The organism is Schaalia sp., from assembly GCF_050312375.1.
Lineage (GTDB): Bacteria > Actinomycetota > Actinomycetes > Actinomycetales > Actinomycetaceae > Pauljensenia > Pauljensenia hyovaginalis.
The window spans coordinates 1-18,006 of sequence record NZ_JBNOYB010000009.1 but is presented as its reverse complement, the minus strand read 5'-3'; the positions used below and the strand labels follow the sequence as shown (position 1 = coordinate 18,006).

Annotated in this window: 15 protein-coding genes and 1 pseudogene; 11 read left to right on the top strand and 5 right to left on the bottom strand. The window is 68.3% G+C overall.

The features are described from left to right. Nucleotides 1-23: 23 nt before the first annotated feature. Entirely contained in the window at nucleotides 24-242 is a 219-nt protein-coding gene (locus tag ACQY7V_RS00685; RefSeq protein WP_154478513.1) for a DUF7455 domain-containing protein, read from the bottom strand. A 288-nt stretch (nucleotides 243-530) separates the two neighbouring features. Between ACQY7V_RS00685 and ACQY7V_RS00680 the strand changes: the two genes are divergently transcribed. The 3 genes from ACQY7V_RS00680 to ACQY7V_RS00670 all read left to right on the top strand — a co-directional run bounded on the left by ACQY7V_RS00680 (nucleotide 531) and on the right by ACQY7V_RS00670 (nucleotide 4,686). After that, nucleotides 531-2,555: a DNA gyrase/topoisomerase IV subunit B gene (locus tag ACQY7V_RS00680; protein ID WP_303773194.1), complete on the top strand. Its 2,025-nt coding sequence runs from the start codon at nucleotides 531-533 to the stop codon at nucleotides 2,553-2,555. 128 nt (nucleotides 2,556-2,683) lie between these two features. Continuing rightward, complete coding sequence (locus tag ACQY7V_RS00675; RefSeq protein ID WP_428638446.1) at nucleotides 2,684-3,622, top strand: GNAT family N-acetyltransferase; 939 nt, start codon at nucleotides 2,684-2,686, stop codon at nucleotides 3,620-3,622. Nucleotides 3,623-3,639: 17 nt separating this feature from the next. Then, a complete protein-coding gene (locus ACQY7V_RS00670; RefSeq protein WP_277298344.1) occupies nucleotides 3,640-4,686 on the top strand; it encodes a GNAT family N-acetyltransferase in 1,047 nt (348 codons plus the stop codon). Between the two features lie 17 nt (nucleotides 4,687-4,703). Here the strand turns inward: ACQY7V_RS00670 and ACQY7V_RS00665 are convergent, their stop codons facing one another. Further along, nucleotides 4,704-7,175 carry a DNA gyrase/topoisomerase IV subunit A gene (locus tag ACQY7V_RS00665; protein ID WP_184452438.1) on the bottom strand — a complete coding sequence of 824 codons (2,472 nt, stop codon included), beginning with the start codon at nucleotides 7,173-7,175 and terminating at the stop codon, nucleotides 4,704-4,706. Between the two features lie 69 nt (nucleotides 7,176-7,244). On the opposite strand from ACQY7V_RS00665, the gene ACQY7V_RS00660 reads away from it, so the two are divergent. Then, nucleotides 7,245-7,781 carry a DUF5998 family protein gene (locus ACQY7V_RS00660; protein ID WP_184452439.1) on the top strand — a complete coding sequence of 179 codons (537 nt, stop codon included), beginning with the start codon at nucleotides 7,245-7,247 and terminating at the stop codon, nucleotides 7,779-7,781. Continuing rightward, nucleotides 7,774-8,904, top strand: a complete 1,131-nt coding sequence (locus tag ACQY7V_RS00655) for an alkaline phosphatase family protein (RefSeq protein ID WP_428638444.1) — start codon at nucleotides 7,774-7,776, stop codon at nucleotides 8,902-8,904. Before ACQY7V_RS00660 ends, ACQY7V_RS00655 begins: the two co-directional genes overlap by 8 nt. Before the next feature lie 53 nt (nucleotides 8,905-8,957). On the opposite strand, the gene sepH is transcribed toward ACQY7V_RS00655, so the two are convergent. After that, entirely contained in the window at nucleotides 8,958-10,064 is a 1,107-nt protein-coding gene (sepH, locus tag ACQY7V_RS00650; protein ID WP_428638442.1) for a septation protein SepH, read from the bottom strand. 203 nt (nucleotides 10,065-10,267) lie between these two features. Between sepH and ACQY7V_RS00645 the strand changes: the two genes are divergently transcribed. The 4 genes from ACQY7V_RS00645 to ACQY7V_RS00630 are packed head-to-tail and all read left to right on the top strand — an operon-like array spanning nucleotide 10,268 to nucleotide 12,299. Next, entirely contained in the window at nucleotides 10,268-10,570 is a 303-nt protein-coding gene (locus ACQY7V_RS00645; protein WP_154478503.1) for a DUF4193 domain-containing protein, read from the top strand. 10 nt (nucleotides 10,571-10,580) lie between these two features. Continuing rightward, nucleotides 10,581-11,231: a DUF3710 domain-containing protein gene (locus ACQY7V_RS00640; protein WP_277298340.1), complete on the top strand. Its 651-nt coding sequence runs from the start codon at nucleotides 10,581-10,583 to the stop codon at nucleotides 11,229-11,231. After that, a complete protein-coding gene (locus tag ACQY7V_RS00635; RefSeq protein WP_428638440.1) occupies nucleotides 11,224-11,622 on the top strand; it encodes an OB-fold nucleic acid binding domain-containing protein in 399 nt (132 codons plus the stop codon). The genes ACQY7V_RS00640 and ACQY7V_RS00635 overlap by 8 nt, the downstream gene beginning before the upstream one ends. Next, nucleotides 11,619-12,299 (top strand): DUF3159 domain-containing protein, encoded by a 681-nt coding sequence (locus tag ACQY7V_RS00630; RefSeq protein ID WP_277298338.1) that lies wholly within the window; start codon nucleotides 11,619-11,621, stop codon nucleotides 12,297-12,299. The genes ACQY7V_RS00635 and ACQY7V_RS00630 overlap by 4 nt, the downstream gene beginning before the upstream one ends. 22 nt (nucleotides 12,300-12,321) lie before the next feature. Here the strand turns inward: ACQY7V_RS00630 and ACQY7V_RS00625 are convergent, their stop codons facing one another. Then, nucleotides 12,322-13,029 carry a potassium channel family protein gene (locus ACQY7V_RS00625; RefSeq protein ID WP_184452445.1) on the bottom strand — a complete coding sequence of 236 codons (708 nt, stop codon included), beginning with the start codon at nucleotides 13,027-13,029 and terminating at the stop codon, nucleotides 12,322-12,324. A 1-nt stretch (nucleotide 13,030) separates the two neighbouring features. Beyond that, the gene (locus tag ACQY7V_RS00620; RefSeq protein WP_277298349.1) at nucleotides 13,031-13,681 is read right to left on the bottom strand and encodes a potassium channel family protein; all 651 of its coding nucleotides are present in this window, start codon (nucleotides 13,679-13,681) and stop codon (nucleotides 13,031-13,033) included. A 175-nt stretch (nucleotides 13,682-13,856) separates the two neighbouring features. Between ACQY7V_RS00620 and ACQY7V_RS00615 the strand changes: the two genes are divergently transcribed. Together ACQY7V_RS00615 and ACQY7V_RS00610 are read left to right on the top strand one after the other, a co-directional pair. Then, a complete protein-coding gene (locus ACQY7V_RS00615; protein ID WP_428638445.1) occupies nucleotides 13,857-15,845 on the top strand; it encodes an APC family permease in 1,989 nt (662 codons plus the stop codon). Further along, nucleotides 15,842-17,137: pseudogene (locus ACQY7V_RS00610) on the top strand (class I SAM-dependent RNA methyltransferase); the annotation flags it as partial. The gene ACQY7V_RS00615 and the pseudogene ACQY7V_RS00610, both read left to right, overlap by 4 nt. Nucleotides 17,138-18,006: the final 869 nt, after the last annotated feature.

Genomic DNA, 18,006 nt, shown 5'->3' with positions numbered 1-18,006 from the left:
TCACTCTTCAGGCGTGAAGCGGGTCAGTCCTCCAGGAGGAAGTGACGCTCGTCGAGGATCTCGGCGGCTTTCGAATGAATCGCAGTCAGGTGCTTGGCCGCGTGGTGGGCGCAGAAGAAGAGGCGCCCGCCCGATTTCAAGGTGACGCGCACGCGGGCGCGCGCACCGCACTGGTCGCAGCGATCCGCCGCCGTCAGTACCGGTTCGGCCGAGGCGGTGCGTTCAAGAGTCGTTGCTGTCATGACTCCATTGGACACCACGAGCGGGCGGAGCACCTGATCGAGGGGCCGGATTTCACCCCTGGCGCAATTCCGGGCGCCCGATCCCCCGCAATCGGGCCGAAGGCCCCGGACGGGGCGCCCGGGCGGTGTCCACGATCCGATCGCGCAATCCGGGCCCGACGGCGGGCCACGACGGGCGCGGGCGCCGTGCGCAACTACGATGTACGGGTGACTCCCGCATCCTCGGACTACTCAGCCAGGCACCTCTCGGTCCTCGAAGGCCTTGAAGCCGTGCGCAAACGCCCCGGAATGTACATCGGCTCGACCGACCGGCGCGGCCTCATGCACTGCCTCTGGGAGATCATCGACAACGCGGTCGACGAGGCCCTCGAAGGCCATTGCGACACGATCGACGTGCGCCTCCACCCCGACCACTCGGCCTCCGTCGCCGACAACGGCCGCGGCATCCCCGTCGACGAAGTCCCTGGCGTCGGGCTCTCGGGCGTCGAGGTCGTCTACACGAAGCTCCACGCGGGCGGCAAGTTCGGAGGCGGCTCCTACGCCTCCTCCGGCGGCCTGCACGGCGTCGGCGCCTCCGTCGTCAACGCCCTCTCGGCCCGCCTCGACGTTCAAGTCGACCGGGGGTCGAAAACCTGGGAGATGTGCTTCAGGCGCGGCGAGCCCGGGGAATTCGACGACTCCAAGCAGCGGACGCCGAACTCGCCCTTCACGGCCTTCACCGATTCCTCCGCCCTGAAGACGGTCGGCAAGGTGAAGAAGGGAGTCACGGGGACTCGCGTGCGATTCTGGGCGGACTTCCAGATCTTCCCGGCGACGGAGGGCTTCTCCTGGGAGGACCTGCTCGCGCGGGCCCGGCAAACCGCCTTCCTCGTCCCGGGGCTGACGATCAACTGCTGGGACGAACGCGGAGAAGACCCGCTCCACGAGTCCTTCCGCTTCGACGGGGGCGTCGTCGACTTCGTCAACTGGCTCGCAGGGGACGGGCCCGTCACCGACACCTGGCACATCACGGGTTCGGGCGCCTTCACCGAGACCGTCCAGGCCCTCGATCCCGAAACCGGTCACCTCGCCGCCACGGAGATCGAACGCACCTGCGAGGTCGACTGCGCCCTGCGCTGGGGCATCGGATACGAGACCGCGGTCAAGTCCTTCGTCAACATCATCGCCACCCCCAAGGGCGGTACCCACGTCTCCGGATTCGAACAGGCGGTCCTCAAGGTCCTGCGCGCACAGGTGGACAAGAACTCCCGCAAGCTCAAAGTCGGTCAGAAGGACGGCCGTCCTGAGAAGGACGACGTTCAGGCCGGACTGACCGCGGTCGTCACGGTGCGCTTCCCCGAACCCCAGTTCGAGGGCCAGACGAAGGAGGTCCTCGGCACTCCGCAGGTGCGGGCCGTGGTCCTCAAGATCGTCTCCGAATGGCTCGACGCGAAGTTCGCCTCCTCGAAGCGCGATGACAAGCAGCAGACCTCCCTGCTCCTGGAGAAGGTCGTCGGCGAGATGAAGGCGCGCGTCTCGGCGCGCATCCACAAGGAGATCTCGCGCAAGAAGAACGCGCTCGAGACCTCCTCCCTCCCGGCCAAGCTCGCCGACTGCCGCCTCGACGAAGTCGAGCAGACCGAGCTGTTCATCGTCGAGGGCGATTCGGCCCTCGGCACGGCCAAGGCGGCGCGCAACAGCCAGTACCAGGCGCTCTTCCCGATCCGGGGCAAGATCCTCAACGTCCAGAAGGCCTCGACGGCCGACATGCTCGCCAATGCCGAATGCGCGAACATCATCCAGGTGATCGGCGCGGGTTCGGGGCGCACCTTCGACCTCGAACAGGCGCGCTACGGCAAAGTCATCCTCATGACGGATGCCGATGTCGACGGCGCGCACATCCGGACCCTGCTGCTCACCCTGTTCTTCCGCTACATGCGCCCGATGGTCGCAGCCGGCAGGGTCTACGCGGCGGTGCCGCCCCTGCACAGGATCGACGTCAATGCGCGCGGGAGGAAGGGGCGCGAGCTCGTCTACACCTACTCCGAGGAGGAGCTCCATCGCACGCTCGCGGCCCTCAGGAAGCAGGGGAGGAGCTGGAAGGAGCCGATTCAGCGCTACAAGGGTCTGGGCGAGATGGACGCCGACCAGCTCGCGGAGACCACGATGGATCGGGCGCACCGCTCTCTGAGGCGGATCACCCTCGCCGATGAGGAATCCCTGCGGCACGCCGAGGAGACCTTCGAGCTCCTCATGGGTTCCACGGTCGGACCGAGGAAGGACTTCATCGTCGAGGGATCGCAGGGGCTCGACCGCATGCGGATCGATGCCTGAACACGCGCATGCGACTTTAGGCCCGATCGGTCATTACAATGGCTCCCATGACTGGACTTGCTGAGCGACTCGCCCCGCCGGCCTCAGTTCCGTACCCGGGCGTCCACCTCGGACTGAGGTGGCGTTCCATCATCGCCTCGGACGCGCCGCGGGTCTACGAGCTCATCCGGACCGTCGAAGCCGCCGATGACTCCCACCACCGCACTTCGGCTGATGAAGTCGCGAACATGGTCGAGGGCAAGCGGGGAATCGAATGGGTCGACGCCCTCGTCGGCATCGATTCCGAGCACCGGATCTGCGCGGTCGCCACTGTCAAGGTCCTCCGGTCCCTCACCGAGCAGGCGAACGCCGTCGTCAACGCCTACATCCACCCGCACTGGCGGGGGAGGGGGCTCGGTCGTGCCCTGCTCTACTGGCAGGACGGCCGTGCGCGCCAGATGCTCGTCGAGACCTTCGGCGCGGATTCCGAGATCCCGGTGTCGATCCACAACTTCGTCGACGCGCACATGACCGACAGGCGCCGCCTCTACATCGCGGCGGGCTTCTATGCGAAGCGCACCTTCCAGATCATGTACCGCGAGCTCGAAGGCTCGGAGAAGGCCCCCTCGCCGAGGGGCGGATATACGGTGATCCCCTGGGCGCAGGTGCCGCTCGAGGCGGTCCGCGAGGTCCACATGGACGCCTTCCTCGACCACTACCGATCCTCCCTGCGCGGAATGTGGTGGGAGGAGGCCATCGGCAATCTCGACCCGCGCTGGTCCTTCGTCGCGCTCTCGCCCGAGGGCGAGCCCGTCGGGTACTGCATGACCGGTCGCCCCGTCGAGCGGTGGGTGTCCACCGGGCGCACCGAGGCTTACGTCGAACTCCTCGGCGTCGCAGCCGAGCACCGCGGGCACGGCCTTTCGACGGCCCTGCTCGGCGCTTCGGTCGCCGCGGCCTCCGCGAGCGGGATCTCGAGGATGGGCCTCGACGTCGATACGGCCTCGCCCTCGAACGCCCACTCGATTTACGAGCATCTCGGCTTCGTCGACGGTCCCGCCGAGGTCTTCTACACGATCGATCAGTGACGAGGAAGGGGGAGCGAATGACCGGAATCGGATCCGCCGCGAACGATCCGCGATCCACGGGTCACTCGCCCCTCCGCGCACAGGTCCCCTTGCCCGTCGCGCATCACGGCATCGTGTGGACCGAGCTCGATTCGACCGGACTCCACCGGCTCTCCGCCCTGATCGCGCGGATCGAGGCCCAGGACAACCCCCCCTATAGGACGAGCCACGCCGAAGTCGTCGAGATGCTCGAGGAGAACCGCTCCTGGAGGGGACTGGCGGGGTACGCGACGCGGGGCATCGCCGCAGGGCGCATGGTCGCCTGGGCGCAGGTCGTCCTGCGCAACCCCGGCGGCGTCGAGTGCATGTGCCAGGGCGGCGTCGATCCCGCGTTCCGTCGGATCGGTCTGGGCGGGGCGGTCGTCGAATGGCAGGAGGCGATGTCGAGGGCGATGCTCTCCGAACTCGACTACGAGGGCCCCGCGCAGATCGCCATGCAGGTCGAGCCCGGCCAGTCCGATCTCGAGGAGCAGCTGCGGCTCCGTGGTTTCCACTGGGCGAGGACCTACTACGAGCTCCGCGCGGACCTCGCGAAGATCCCGCCGGCCCCCGACCTCGGCCGCTACCTGACGATCGAACCCTGGGGGCAGGAGTGGGAGGAGCCCGCCAGGCGCGCCTCGAACCTGCTCTCGGAGATCGAGTGGGGGCGCCCGCCGCTCACCGAGGAGCAGTGGCTCATGGGGCGCTCGGCCTTCGAACCCGACTGGTCCTTCGTCCTCGTGGATCGGAGGGGCGACCGGCCCCGCGTCCTCGGCTTCCTCATCGCTTCCAAGTACGTGCAGGATTGGGCTGCGCTCGGCTGGAAGGAGGGCTACATCGATCAGATGGGCGTCCTCGAATCCGCGCGTTCGACCCGGGGCGTGGACGCGCTCATCATCGCCTCGATGGGCGCGATGGCCGAGGACGGGATGGAGCGGATCGGAGCGGGATTGGGATCCGCCAACCACTCCGGAGCCCTCGCCGTCTACGACAACCTGGGCTTCGCGACCGTCGGGCAGACGCGCCTGTACGCGATGGAGGTCTGAGCCGGGCGCCGCGCGGCTCAGCCGATCATTCCGATCGGCACCATGACGGGCGAACCGGATCCGTCCCTGCGCTCATCCTCCGCCGGCAGATCGACGGGATGCCCATCGGCTGCGGCAGCGCGGGCCGGGCGCGCTCCGACCCAGGCGAGATCCAGGCGGTCCTCGCCCTTGAGGAAGCGCTGCGCGCGGACCCCCTGCCCGCCGCGCCCCTTGATCGGGTACAGCTCGAAGGGGGTGACTTTCGCGGTCGTCTGGCCCGTTCCCGGCAGGGCCCCCTGAGCGGCGGCGACTGTGACGACGACGGCCTCCGCCGGAGCGTCGACCACCCAGAAGCCGATCGCCTCGGCCTCCCCCGAGAGCTTCATCCCCGCCATGCCCGAGGCGGTGCGGCCCTGGGGCCTGACCTTGTCGGCGCCCGTGCGCAGGAGCTGGGCATCCGATGAAACGAAGACGAGCTGGGACTCATCGCGCGACGGCGCGAAGCCCACGAGACGGTCGCCGGCCTCCAATGCGATGACCTCCCATTCGTCCCGGGAAAGGTGATCGGGCTTCAGGCGCTTGACGACTCCGCGGGCGGTGCCCATCGCGTAGACTGCCTCCGAATTCGGGTCGAGGAGCCCGACCGGCCGGGAGTCGGTGCGCAGGAGGGGGGCGGCGGGGGCGGCCGCCGCGAAGGAGAGGCCCGTATCGAAGCGCGGCAGGGCGGGCAGATCGACCACCTCGAGCCTGTGGGCGACGCCGTCCTCGGTGACGATCGCGATCTGGGAGCGCGCCGTCGTCGCCAATTGGGCGATCCACGCGTCGGCGAAGGCCCTCGGGCCGGGCTCGAGGGGGTCCCCGCCCTCGACGCGGGCCAGTGCACCCTGAGCGGTGAGGACGACGACGCAGGGATCGTCGGGGATCTGCAGATCCATGCCGCGGCCCGATCGCGACACCGAGGGCAGCGCCGCCGCGAGCGCGGCGGGATCGGCCTCGGCGCCCGCCTCGATCCCGGTCGAGGACAAGAGGAGCGTGCGGCGCGGCGTGCCCAGGCGCTTCGAGACCTCGCGCAGCTCCGAGATCACCAGCCCCCTGAGCAGCTCCGGATCGGCCAGGATCGCCTCGAGCTCGCCGATCGTGGCGCTCAACTGGTCGCGCTCGGTCTCCAGCTCGATGCGGGAGAACTTCGTGAGGCGGCGCAGCCTCAGCTCGAGGATGTGGTTCGCCTGGATCTCCGAGAGGTCGAAGGCCGTCATGAGGCGTTCGCGGGCCGTCTCGGCATCGTCGGAGGAGCGGATGATCGCGATGACGTCGTCGATGTCGAGGACGGCGATGAGGAGCCCCTCGACGAGGTGGAGGCGGTCCTTCGCCTTGCCCAGGCGGAACGCGGTGCGCCTGCGCGTCACCCCGAGCCGATGATCGACGAAGACCTGCAGCATCTCCTTGAGGCCGAGCGTGCGCGGCTGGCCGTCGACGAGGGCGACGGCGTTGATCGAGAAGGAATCCTCCAGAGGAGTGCGCGCGTAGAGCTGCTGGAGCACGGCCTCGGGGTTGAAACCGTTCTTCACCTCGATGACCAGGCGCAGGCCGTGGATCCGGTCCGTGAGGTTCTGAACCGAGGAGATGCCCTTGAGCCGGCCCGAGTTGACGTTCTCCTTGATCTTCTCGATGACCTTCTCGGGCCCGACCATGTAGGGCAGTTCGGTGACGACCAGGCCCATCTTCCTGGCCGTCACGCGTTCGATCGACACCTTCGCCCGGGTCTTGAAGGCGCCCCGACCGGTTTCGTAGGCCTCCTTGATGCCCTCGAGGCCGACGATCACGCCGCCCTCGGGAAGATCCGGGCCGGGAACGAAGCGCATGAGCTGAGCGGTGTCGGCTTCCGGATGCTCGATGAGGTGAATGGCCGCGGCGATCGTCTCGGACAGGTTGTGGGGGGCGATGTTCGTCGCCATGCCCACGGCGATGCCCGAGGCCCCGTTGACGAGGAGCTGGGGGAAGGCCGCGGGAAGGACTTCCGGCTGCATGAACTGGTTGTCGTAGTTCGGGACGAAGTCGACCGTGTCCTCATCGAGATCCGTCACGAGGTCGAGGGCCGAGGGCGCCATCCGGGCCTCCGTGTAGCGCGCGGCGGCGGGCCCGTCGTCCAGGGAGCCGAAGTTGCCGTGCCCGTCGACCAGGGGCAGGCGGAGGTTGAAGGGCTGGGCGAGGCGGACGAGGGCCTCGTAAATCGCCGAGTCGCCGTGCGGGTGGAGTTTGCCCATGACCTCGCCGACGACGCGCTGGGACTTCACATGCCCCTTGTCGGGCCGCAGGCCCATCTGATCCATCTGGTAGAGGATGCGCCGCTGGACGGGCTTGAGGCCGTCCCGGGCGTCCGGGAGGGCGCGGGCGTAGATCACGGAAACCGCGTATTCGAGGAAGGAGCCGCGCATCTCCTCGGAGACGTCGATCTCCGAAATGCGCTCGTCCTGTGCGGGCAGAAGTGCGGAATCGTCCTTCTTCGACATGGGTGGCATTATCCCCCGTCCTCCACGCGCCGTTTCGACTCCCACGCCGCCGGTGGGCACAATGAGGGGGTGAACACGTGGGAGAGAATCGACCGGACGGGCTTCTACCCGGGTCTTGTGTCAGCAGCGTTGCGACGCGCCCTGGGGGCGGCTGAGCCGGTCGCCTCGATCTGCCAGGCGGATGCGGCCTTCGATCGCGGGTCGATGTTCCGCCACCTCACGCTCGCGGCGCTCGGCGAGTCCGTCCTCGTCTTCATCCACGTGGACGAGCTCGAGGACGGGTCGGCGGCCGTCTCGACGACCACCCACCCCCTGGCTCAGCTCGGCTCGCTCGCCGTGATGGAGGTCTGGTCGGATCCCGCCGAGCGCGCCCAGCTCGCCGAGCTGACCCTCACCCTCGATCTGGGCGCCATGCGCCGCTCGGAGATCGAGCCCGCCCGCTGCGAGGACCCCGACTGCATGGCCGATCACGGCTATTCGGCGACCTCGTTCCCCGATGACCTCACGATCCGGGTCTCGAGGGCCGCCGACGGCGAAGCGGAGCTCGAGGCCGCCTACGCCTTCGCCGAGGCCCTCTCGCAGCGCCTGGGGAACGCGCATGATTGAGGCTCCCGGGTGGGCGGACCTGCCGGGCGCCCAGGATCTGGTCCTCACGGACGTCTTCTCCGCAGCCCTCGCCGCAGTCGAGGGGATGCCCCTCGGGGATGAGCGGGCGCGGATCGGATTGGGGATCGAGGCCGGGGCCGAGCAGGTGCTCCTCATCCTCGTCGACGGCCTGGGCTACCACCCGCTCGTCGACTCCCTCGCCTACGCTCCGACGCTGCGCTCCTTCCGTGAGGACATCCGCGCGATCCACACCGTCGCGCCCTCGACGACAGCGGCGGCGATCACGTCTTTCGGAACCGGGGCGCTTCCTGCGGCGACGCGCATGGTCGGCTACTCGGTGGCGCATGAGGGCCGCGCCATGAACCTCCTCGCCTTCGAGGGCGGGCCGCGGCCGGAGCAGTGGCAGGAGGTGCCGACGCGCTTCGAGCTCCTGGCGGCCCGGGGAGTCGATTCGGTCGTCATCTCACCCGCGTCCTTCGCGGGGTCGGGACTCACCCGAGCGGCGCTGCGCGGTGCGCGGCACAGGGGCGCCTTCTCCTGGGACGACCGCTGCGAGGCGGCGATCCGCGAACTGCGCTCGGGCACCCCCGTCGTCTACCTCTACTGGTCGGAGATCGACCATGCGGGGCACGGCCGCGGCGTGGCCTCCGATGCCTGGACCGCGGCGCTCGAGCATTTCGATGAGGGCCTCGGGCGGCTCCTCATGCGCCTGCCCTCCGGCGTGCGCACCGTCATGACGGCGGATCACGGAATGGTCGATGTGCGCTCTTCGCGATTGCGCGACCTCGCGCGCGAGAGCGCGCTCGCCGAGGACGTCGTCCTCCTCGCGGGGGAGACTCGTGCGCTGCACGTCCACGCGAGGCCCGGGCGTGCGGAGGCGGTGCGCGAACGGTGGCGGGACGTCCTGGGGGACGACGCCTGGGTGCTGGCACCCGATGAGGCCGGCGACCTCCTCGGCGAAGGGCCCGGTCTCGATGAGATCGGTGATGCGTTCGTGTTCATGGCCGGACGCGAGGGCGTCGTCGACTCGCGGGTGCAGCCCTCCGCGATGATCTCCATGCCGGGGGTACACGGCTCGCTCACCCCGGAGGAGATGAGGATCCCCGTCATCCGGCTGAGCTGAGGCCCGCGCTCTGAGGCGAAGCCTGCGGTCCGAGCCGAGGCCGCCGGGGAGCCCTACTGGGGTTTGGCGCCGAAGACGATCTCGTCCCAGCTCGGCACCGAGCGCCGCCGGGACTTCGCCTTCTTCGGCTCCGCCGGCGCCTGGCCGAGGTCCTCCAGGCCCGGAAGGGAGACGTCCTCGTCGAGCGCCGCGTCCTCTTGGGCATCGACCGGGGCCGAGGGGCGCTTGGCGGATGATGCGGGACGGGGGCCGGCGCTCGCCTTGGGGATGCCCGTGGGCGAAGTCGAGGGGGCTTCCCGGCGGTCTTCGCCCTCGTCCTTCGTGCGGGCCTGCGCCAGGGAGTAGATGCGGGCCGAGATCGAGCCCGCGGCGCCCGGGTCCGCCGAGGCCGCGCCTTCGGGGGCCGAGGGACCGGCGCCTTCCATCTCGGCGAGCTCGTCCTCGTCGAGTTCGTACTCGATGTCCTGCCGCTTGCCCCGCGCGGCGTTGAGCTGGTCGATGATCGCCTCGCGCACCCTGACCTCCTCGAGGTCGGCCACGTCCGCCTCGGCCTTGCCCGGGACGGGCAGAGGCGTGAAGATCGAGGCCGCGGGGGTGACCGAGACCGTTTCGGTCAACCACTGGGCCTCTTGATCGACGGCCTCCAGAACACCGGAGGAGGGGAGGAGCCAGTGGGCCCCGTGCTCGGCGGCCCCCTGGATGAAGGTGAGGCAGATCTGCCACGGGCCGTTGGCCTCGCGCTGGGCGGACCAGACGAGCGTGGAGGGATCGACTCCGCGGGCCGCCAGACGATCCACCACGAGGTCGCCCATCGCGGGCCCATCGGTGACTGAGCCGATCGTCGTGGACAGGGCGCGCTGGAGCGCGTAATTCTTCTCGGCGGCGACGGGCGCCTCGTAGCGCGCGATCGCGGCGACCTCCATGCCGTGCCGGACGGCGATGTCCTCGGGGGTGGCGCCCGCGCGGAGAAGGGCCTGGATGTCGCGGGGACGCAGGGCCTGGCGAGCCGGATCGTGCGCGGCCTCGATCCTCGGGCGGTCGCGACGGGCGGCGGCGCGCAGCTCATCGGTGATGGGCGCGACGTATCGCTCGCCCTCGGAATCGAAGAAGACGAGGGACTCCCCGTCGGCGCCGATCCCGAGCAGCTCCAACTCGATCATGAAGACCTCCTCGCAGTACTCCGAGCGAATCGTCTCAGCCCCGCCCCTGTGCGCGGGGCACGTCGTGGGGCGTGTCCGATAATCGGACGCGCCGAGGGGGTGAAAGTCTGACATGCGACCTCGTGGAATGGTATCCTCCCTGCGCCGAAGGAGGGTGACTGGGCCATCGCCCCGGTGCCCGCGAACGCCGGAAGGGGACGACCATGGCGACCGATTACGATGCGCCTCGCAAGAACGATGACGACATCGCCGAGGACTCGATTGAGGAGCTGAAGTCGCGTCGCAACGACGCGGGTTCGCCCGAGATCGAAGAGGACGAGACCGAAGCCGCCGAGAATTTCGAGCTGCCCGGTGCGGACCTGTCCAAGGAGGAGCTGAGTGTCCACGTCGTCCCGAAGCAGGATGATGAATTCACCTGCTCGCTCTGCTTCCTCGTGCATCACGCGTCCCAGCTCGCCTTCACCGACGACGCCGGCCTGCCCGTCTGCACCGAGTGCGCGGGCTGAGGCCGCTTCGATGTTCGGACGCAAATCGCGCGACCGTGCGCGCGCTGAAGCGGTAGAGGCCGTCGCCCCCCTCGCTCCGGCGCGCCTGGATGAGGACGCCGAGATCTGGAACGAACCGGGCCCGCGGAGCGCCGAGGAGGTCGACACCTCGGTCGGCTACGTCGATATGGGCTCGATCCGCATTCCCGCCGTCAAGGGGATGCAGTTGAGGACTCAGGTCGCCGATGACGGCGCCTCGGTCCTGCGCGTCCTCATCGTCCTCGGCGATTCGGGGCTTCAGATCTCCGCGGCCGCGGCGCCCCGATCGGGCGGGGTCTGGGACGAGGTGCGCGCCAAGATCGCCGAGGGCATCGGCGCCGACGGAGGGGCGGTCGAGGCGGTCGAGGGGCGCTACGGCGTCGAGTTGCGCGCGGACATCCCGGTGACGATGCCGGACGGCCGCGCGGCCTCCTCGCGCATGCGGATCATCGGCCGGGAGGGCCCGCGCTGGTTCTCGAGGATCGACATCCTGGGGCCGGCCGCGCTCAATGACGAGGCCGGACGCGAGATCGAGAGGATCATCGACCGGATCGTCATCGTGCGCGACGATCAGCCCAGGGCCCGGCTCGATCTGCTCCCCATCCATGTGCCCGACGCGGCGGTGGAGGCCCCTCATGTCTGAGCGCCCCGACGGTCGTCTCGGCGCGCTGAGGAACCGCATCGTCGAGCACCTCGAGGAGGACAGCCGGCAGGCCGATGAAGCCGCCGATGAGGTGCGTTCGCGCTCGCGCCGGGGAACGACGCCGATCTGCGAGGTGTGCAATCGTCAGAAGGTGACGCTCTACGGCTCCCTCCTGTCGATGACCTTCCCTCCGGCGGGGGCCGAACAGGTCCTCATCGCCACCCTCTACGACGGCACGGGCTCGATCGAGCTCCGGTGGCCGGGCCGTCGCTCGATCCCGGGGCTTTCCGTGGGAGAGCACATCGAGGTCGAGGGCACCGCCGGCATTCAGGGGGATCACCTCACGATCATCAATCCGCTCTACCGGATCATCGCGACGGAGGGCTCATGAGGGGGGAGCGCCGGTCCGCGCCCGCGGTGCCGATGTGGGCCAGGAGCCTCGACGAGGACGACTTCTCCTTCCGCTCCGCCGTCGGCGGCCCCCGCGGCGTCGTCGAATCGATCCTCCCGGGCCTCATCTTCGTCATCCTGTACGTCATCACGAGCAACGTGATCGTGTCCTCGCTGGTCGCCGGGGGATCGGCCCTGATCGCCGTCGTCGCGGCGCTCATCGGGCGCACCGGTGTCCAGCAGGCCCTGACCGGCTTGCTCGGCGTCGCGATCGGCGTCGCGTGGGCGCTCATCACGGGACGGGGCGAGAACTTCTACGCCTGGGGCCTGCTGACTTCGGCTCTGTTCCTCCTCGGCATCCTCGCTTCGCTCGCGCTGAGGGCGCCCCTCGTGGCGGTCGTCCTCGGGCTCTTCCGCGGATACGGGTCCGACTGGCGCGAGGACCCGGCCCGGCGTCCGCTCGTACGGCGCTGCCGGAGCCTCACCTGGATGTGGGCGGGCATGTTCGCGCTGAGACTGGCGGTCCAGGTGCCGCTGTGGGCGATGGGCGCGGTCGCAGAACTGGGGGTCGCCAAGCTCGTCCTGGGCGTTCCGCTGTTCGCCCTCGTGTGCTGGGCGACGTGGATCGGCCTGCGCCCCTTCCACGACGATGAGCCGAGGGAGCCCGCTCGGAGCTGACCGCCCCTGCGCCTGAGCGCTCTCAGTCCTGAGGCGCTTGCCCGGTTTCCTCCTCGGCCCGCGAGGGCGCGGCGACGATGCCGGTCAGGGCGGCGAGGGCGGAGCCCTCGGTGTCGGAGACGAGGAGGAGCAGCTCGTCCCCGGCTTCGAAGAGATCATCCGGGGAGGGGGTGATCGGCCTGCCATCGCGGAGGATCGCGGTGAGCACGGTCCTCGGCGGGAAGTCGACCTCGACGATGCGCTTGCCCAGCACCTGCGAGGCCTGCGGCAGGACGATCGCGTACATCGACACGTCGGCCGAATTGAAGGAGAAGAGCCGCACGGGGATCCCCGTCGACACGGCTTCTTCGACCAGCGCCGTCATGATCCTGGGCGTGGATACGGAGACATCGACGCCCCATGAGCCGTCGAAGAGCCACTCGTTCTTCGGGTTGTTGAGGCGCGCGACGACTTTGGGAACGGCGAACTCCGTCTTGGCGAGCAGCGAGATCACCAGGTTCGCCTTGTCGTCCCCGGTCGCGGCGACCATGACATCGGCGTCGGCGACTCCGGCGTCGGCGAGGGCGTCGGGGGAGCAGGCGTCGGCGAGCACCCAGTCGGCGTCCGCGACGGACGCGACCCTGAGCTTGTCGGGCTGGTTGTCGATGAGCGTGCACTCGTGGCCGTGGTCGAGGAGTTCGAGTGCGACGGAGCGGCCGACCGAGCCGGCGCCCGCGATGACGATCTTCATGTCAGTCCTCGATTCTCGGGTCGGAGGTGAGCAGGGACCTCAGCTTCGTCGATTCCTTGCCGGCGATGGCGAAGTAGAGCTGGTCGTGCTCTTGGACGACGAGGTCGGAGCGCGCGGGCGTGACGACGCCGAGCCGTGAGACGAAGGCGATGCGCTCGCCGGTGAGCTCCTCCACGACGGGGAAGGGGAGCCCGTACCAGGAGACTTCGGGCGTGGCCGTCACCAGGGACACTTCGCCGGTCGGATGGGTCCACGTCACCGCGGCGTCGGGTGGGAGCATGCGTCGCATGACCGAATCGACGGTGCGCTTGACCGAGGCGACCGTGGGGATCCCGAGGCGCTCGTAGACGTGGGCCCGGGAGGGGTCGTAGATCCTCGCCACCACGTGCTCGATCTGGAAGACCTCCTGGGCGATGCGCGCGGCGATGATGTTCGAGTTGTCGCCGCTCGAAACCGCTGCGAAGGCGTAGGCGTCCTTGATGCCGGCCTGGCGCAGGGCGCCGCGGTCCATGCCGACCCCGGTGACCCTCCTGCCGGAGAAATCCGCGGGAAGACGATTGAAGGCCTTCGGGTCCATGTCGATGACCGCGACCGAATGTCCGTCGGCGTCGAGCCGAGTTGCGATGAGCGAGCCGACTCGGCCGCACCCCATGATGACGAAATGCACGAGGCTAACGGTAGCCCTCAAGCGCGACGGACTCCAACGCCCGGGGCGCGCAGAGGCGGGCGCGCCCCGGGAATGCGGGACCCGGCCGCGACTGGGCTAGTCTTGCTGCGTGCTTTCACACGTTCTGGCTCGAGGCAAGCGCATCCTCATCGGTCGGCCCATGAGGTCGGATGCCGCAGGGCATCAGCTGCTGCCCAAGCGGATCGCGCTGCCGATCTTCGCCTCGGACGCGCTCTCCTCCGTCGCCTACGCCCCCGACGAGATCCTCCTCACCCTGGCGCTTGCTGGCGGCATGGCCGCCTTGCAGTCGATCTGGGTCGGAGTGGTGGTCGCCTGCGTCCTCGCGGTCGTCGTCCTGTCCTACCGGCAGACGGTGTACGCCTACCCCTCGGGCGGGGGCGATTACGAGGTCGTCACGACGAACCTCGGGCGCACGTGGGGGCTCGTCGTCGCCGCCGCGCTCCTCGTCGACTACATCCTCACGGTCGCGGTCTCGATCTCCTCGGGGGCGGCCTATCTCACGACTGCGGTTCCCTTCCTCGCGGGCAATGAGGTCCTCATCGCCGTGGGGCTTGTCGTGATCCTCGCCATGCTGAACCTCCGGGGGACGAAGGAGGCGGGCGGCGCATTCGCCGTGCCGACCTACGTCTACATGTTCGCGATCGCGCTCATGATCGTCGTGGGCGCGGTGGAGTTCTTCACCGGCACCCTGGGCACGGCCCCGACCGCCCGCTACGAGTTGCTCCCGGCTCACGGCTACGCCGACGGTCTCGTGGGGCTGGGAGGGGCCTTCCTCCTCATGCGCGCCTTCTCCTCCGGATGCGCGGCCCTGACCGGGGTGGAGGCCATTTCCAACGGCGTTCCCATGTTCAGGCGCCCCAAGTCGAAGAACGCGGCGGCGACCCTCGCCCTTCTCGGCGGAATCGCCGCGACGATGATGCTCTCGATCCTCCTGCTTTCGCGGGCCAGCGGCGTGAAGATCGTGGAGGACCCTGCGACTCAGCTCCTGCTCGACGGCGCGCCCGTCGGCGAGGACGTGACCGTCCAGCCCGCGATCGGGCAGATCGCCTCGGCCGTCTTCGGCTCCGGCTCGCCGCTCTTCCTCCTCGTCACGACGGTGACGGGCCTCATCCTCGTCCTCGCGGCGAACACCGCGTTCAACGGCTTCCCGACCCTCGCCTCGGTGCTCTCCAAGGATTCGTTCCTGCCGCGCCAGCTGTACAAGCGCGGCGACCGTCTCGCCTACTCCAACGGGATCGTCGTCCTCTCCCTCGCGGCGATCATCCTCATCATCGCCTTCAGGGCGGAGACGACCAGGCTGATCCAGCTGTACGTGGTCGGCGTCTTCGTCTCCTTCACACTGTCCCAATTGGGGATGGTGAGGCACTGGAACCGCGCTCTGCGCTCCCGTCAGTCCGGGATTGAAAGGGGAGCGGTCCTGCGTTCGCGGGCCGTGAACATCATCGGATTCATGATGACCGGGGTGGTCCTCCTCATCGTCCTCATCACGAAGTTCGCCCACGGGGCCTGGATCACCCTCATCATGATCGGCGTTGTCTTCCTCATCCAGTTGGGGATCAGCCACCACTACCGGACGATCCGCTCCCAGCTCCGCGTCGACGACTGGTCGGCGAAGCGCGCCCTGCCGACCAGGGTCCGCGCCCTCGTTCTCGTCTCGGGCCTGTCGAAGCCGTCCATGCGCGCCGTCGCCGCGGCTCGCGCATCCCATCCCTCCGCCTTGGAACTGGTGAGCGTGGTGGCCGACGCTCAGGAGGAGGCGAAGATCCGCAAGGAGTGGGAGGAATCCGGGCTGCCGATTCCGCTCACTCTCCTGTCGAGCCCCTATCGCGATCTCAACCAGGTCGTGCTCCAGTACGTGCGCGGCCGGAGGAGGCGTTCACCGGGGGAGATGCTCATCATCTACATGCCCCAGTTCATCGTGCGGCACTGGTGGGAGAACATCATGCACAATCAGACGGCGGGCAGGCTGCGCCGCGCCCTCGTGAATGTGCCGGGCGTCGTCATCACGACGGTGCCGTGGAAGCTCGGCGAGGACGCCGAGGTGGAGGGCCGCCAGCTCATCAACGATCCGTTCAAGCGGACGGATAATCGCGTTGGCGCTCACGACTTCAAGAAGGACGAAGGATGAAGAAGCCCCGGTACGCGAAGAGGATGAGCGCGATCGACGAGGAGGTCCTCGAACTCGTCGTCGGGGAGCCCGCGCACGGCGGGGCCTGCGTCGCCCGCGACGGCGACGGCCGCGTCGTCTTCGTCCGTCATGCGCTTCCCGGCGAGAGGGTCCGGGCGCGGGTCACTTCTGCGCGTTCGCGCCTGGCGTGGGCCGATGCCGTCGAGGTCCTCGAGGCCTCGGCCGACCGTCAGGAGTCGGTGTGGCCGCAGGCGGGTCCCGGGGGCGTCGGCGGCGGCGAACTCGCCCACGTCGTCCCGGCGGCGCAACGGGCGTGGAAGCAGACGGTGATCGAAGGGCAGCTGCGCAGGGTCGGCGGTCCCGCGCTCTTCGATGCGATCGCGGCGCTCGGCGGCGTGCGGGTGCGGCCCGCGCCGGGGGACGAGGAAGGATCCCTGCTTCATCGCCGCGCCCGGATCGAAGCGGTCGTCGATCGGCAGGGCCGTCCTGGGATGCACCGCTACCGGGCCGATGAGATCGTTCCGCTCGACTCGATGCCGCTCGCGGCCGAGGCGATCGAGGAGCTCGGCTTCTGGGGGGAGGCGACCTCCTGGTCGGACCTTCTCAGACCGGGTGATCGGGTGCGCATGGTCGCGCCCGGCGGCCAGTCCCCGCTCGTCGTCACGCCGCGCGCCTCGTTCAACGCCCTCGGCGAGGAGGTCGAGATCGCGAGGCTGCAGTGGACGGTCGATGTGATGGGCTCCGAATACGTCTACGGGGTGCGCCCGACCGGGTTCTGGCAGACGCACGTCCGCGGCGCATCGGTGCTCGCGAACGCGGTCATGCGGGCGGCCCGGCCCTGCGACGGTGAGCGCGTCATCGAGCTGTACGCGGGAGCGGGCCTGTTCTCGGTGCCCATCGCCGAGGCGATCGGCGCTCGGGGGCGTCTGGTGACCCTCGAGGGCGACGAGGGCGCAGTGGCCGATGCCGGGGAGAATCTTGCGGCTTACGGCTGGGTCGACGCCTACGTCGGCGAAGTCGACGCCTCCGGCGTTTTTGAGCTGTCCGGTGAGCTGGAGGGGTCGGCGGATCTCGTGGTCCTGGATCCGCCGAGGTCCGGGGCCGGGCGCGAGGTCTGCGCATCGCTCGCACGTCTCGGTGCGGAGCGGATCGTCCTCGTGTCCTGCGATCCCGCGGCCGGAGCCCGGGACCTGCGCGAGCTGATGGACGCCGGCTACGAGGTGCGCTCCTTCGAGGCGTGGGACCTCTTCCCGCACACGCATCACGTCGAGACGGTTGCTGTTCTATCTCGGAAATCTGCATCGAAGTCTTTCATACCGGTTTCCATCAGTCCGAAGGACATGGGGCTGTCCAAGGAGAAGGACCAGCCGACGTACGCGAACATCCGCGATTACGTCCAGAAAACGCACGGCATGAAGGTCAGCTCCCTGTACGTCGCGCAGATTAAGGTCGAGTGCGGACTGGAAACGCAGGCTGACAGGTCAGGCGACAAGAAGCAACCGAAGTGCCCGCCTGAAAAGCGCGAGGCGATTCTGGATGCGTTCAGACACTTTGGCATGATTGATTAACACCCACCGAGGGGCTTTGCGAAAAAAAATTTTCTAACTCATTTTCTCGCGAAGCCCCTCTATCACGTCCAGAAGGACAATATCTGTCTGATTCACCACTATCACAGGCAAAGAAATACGCCCAAACGTGTAAGTTTCTGTTGACAGATGACAATATGCGTCGTATAATAAAGACAACAAGATGAAAGAGGAAACGAAACATCTTGAGCCACCGAAAGGTTGGCACTGTTCCTTGAAAAATGAATAGCAACAAAGATTCGTGAGCATAAGTTCCTTAGCAGGCAACGTCAATAAGCCCTGCACAAGCCATAGACCGTGACGGGTTTATGGTGACGGAGCACAGCGTCAAAGTGGGTTCACTGTTCGCCCGATACCGAGCGGATATAACTTGCACGATTCCACATACACAAAGTGAGAAGCGGCGAATCCGAGTTGTGGCATATGGATTTATTTGAGGCTTCGGTAGTTTGTGTGACAAGGGGCTAGCCTAGGCAGCAACGCTCTTCGCTCCCTTCACGCCCTTCTTCCTCGCCTTCACCGGGCGACCCGGGAGCTGGGGCTGGCAGTCGCCGCACCTGAGCATGAGCAGGGCC

Coding starts and splice junctions, on each gene's coding strand:
- ACQY7V_RS00685 (WP_154478513.1), bottom strand. CDS start 242: ATGACAGCAACGACTCTTGAACGCACCGCCTCGGCCGAACCGGTACTG.
- ACQY7V_RS00615 (WP_428638445.1), top strand. CDS start 13,857: ATGAGGTCGGATGCCGCAGGGCATCAGCTGCTGCCCAAGCGGATCGCG.
- ACQY7V_RS00640 (WP_277298340.1), top strand. CDS start 10,581: ATGTTCGGACGCAAATCGCGCGACCGTGCGCGCGCTGAAGCGGTAGAG.
- ACQY7V_RS00635 (WP_428638440.1), top strand. CDS start 11,224: ATGTCTGAGCGCCCCGACGGTCGTCTCGGCGCGCTGAGGAACCGCATC.
- ACQY7V_RS00645 (WP_154478503.1), top strand. CDS start 10,268: ATGGCGACCGATTACGATGCGCCTCGCAAGAACGATGACGACATCGCC.
- ACQY7V_RS00655 (WP_428638444.1), top strand. CDS start 7,774: ATGATTGAGGCTCCCGGGTGGGCGGACCTGCCGGGCGCCCAGGATCTG.
- ACQY7V_RS00625 (WP_184452445.1), bottom strand. CDS start 13,029: ATGAAGATCGTCATCGCGGGCGCCGGCTCGGTCGGCCGCTCCGTCGCA.
- ACQY7V_RS00665 (WP_184452438.1), bottom strand. CDS start 7,175: ATGTCGAAGAAGGACGATTCCGCACTTCTGCCCGCACAGGACGAGCGC.
- ACQY7V_RS00680 (WP_303773194.1), top strand. CDS start 531: ATGTACATCGGCTCGACCGACCGGCGCGGCCTCATGCACTGCCTCTGG.
- ACQY7V_RS00630 (WP_277298338.1), top strand. CDS start 11,619: ATGAGGGGGGAGCGCCGGTCCGCGCCCGCGGTGCCGATGTGGGCCAGG.
- ACQY7V_RS00670 (WP_277298344.1), top strand. CDS start 3,640: ATGACCGGAATCGGATCCGCCGCGAACGATCCGCGATCCACGGGTCAC.
- ACQY7V_RS00620 (WP_277298349.1), bottom strand. CDS start 13,681: ATGGGGTGCGGCCGAGTCGGCTCGCTCATCGCAACTCGGCTCGACGCC.
- sepH (WP_428638442.1), bottom strand. CDS start 10,064: ATGATCGAGTTGGAGCTGCTCGGGATCGGCGCCGACGGGGAGTCCCTC.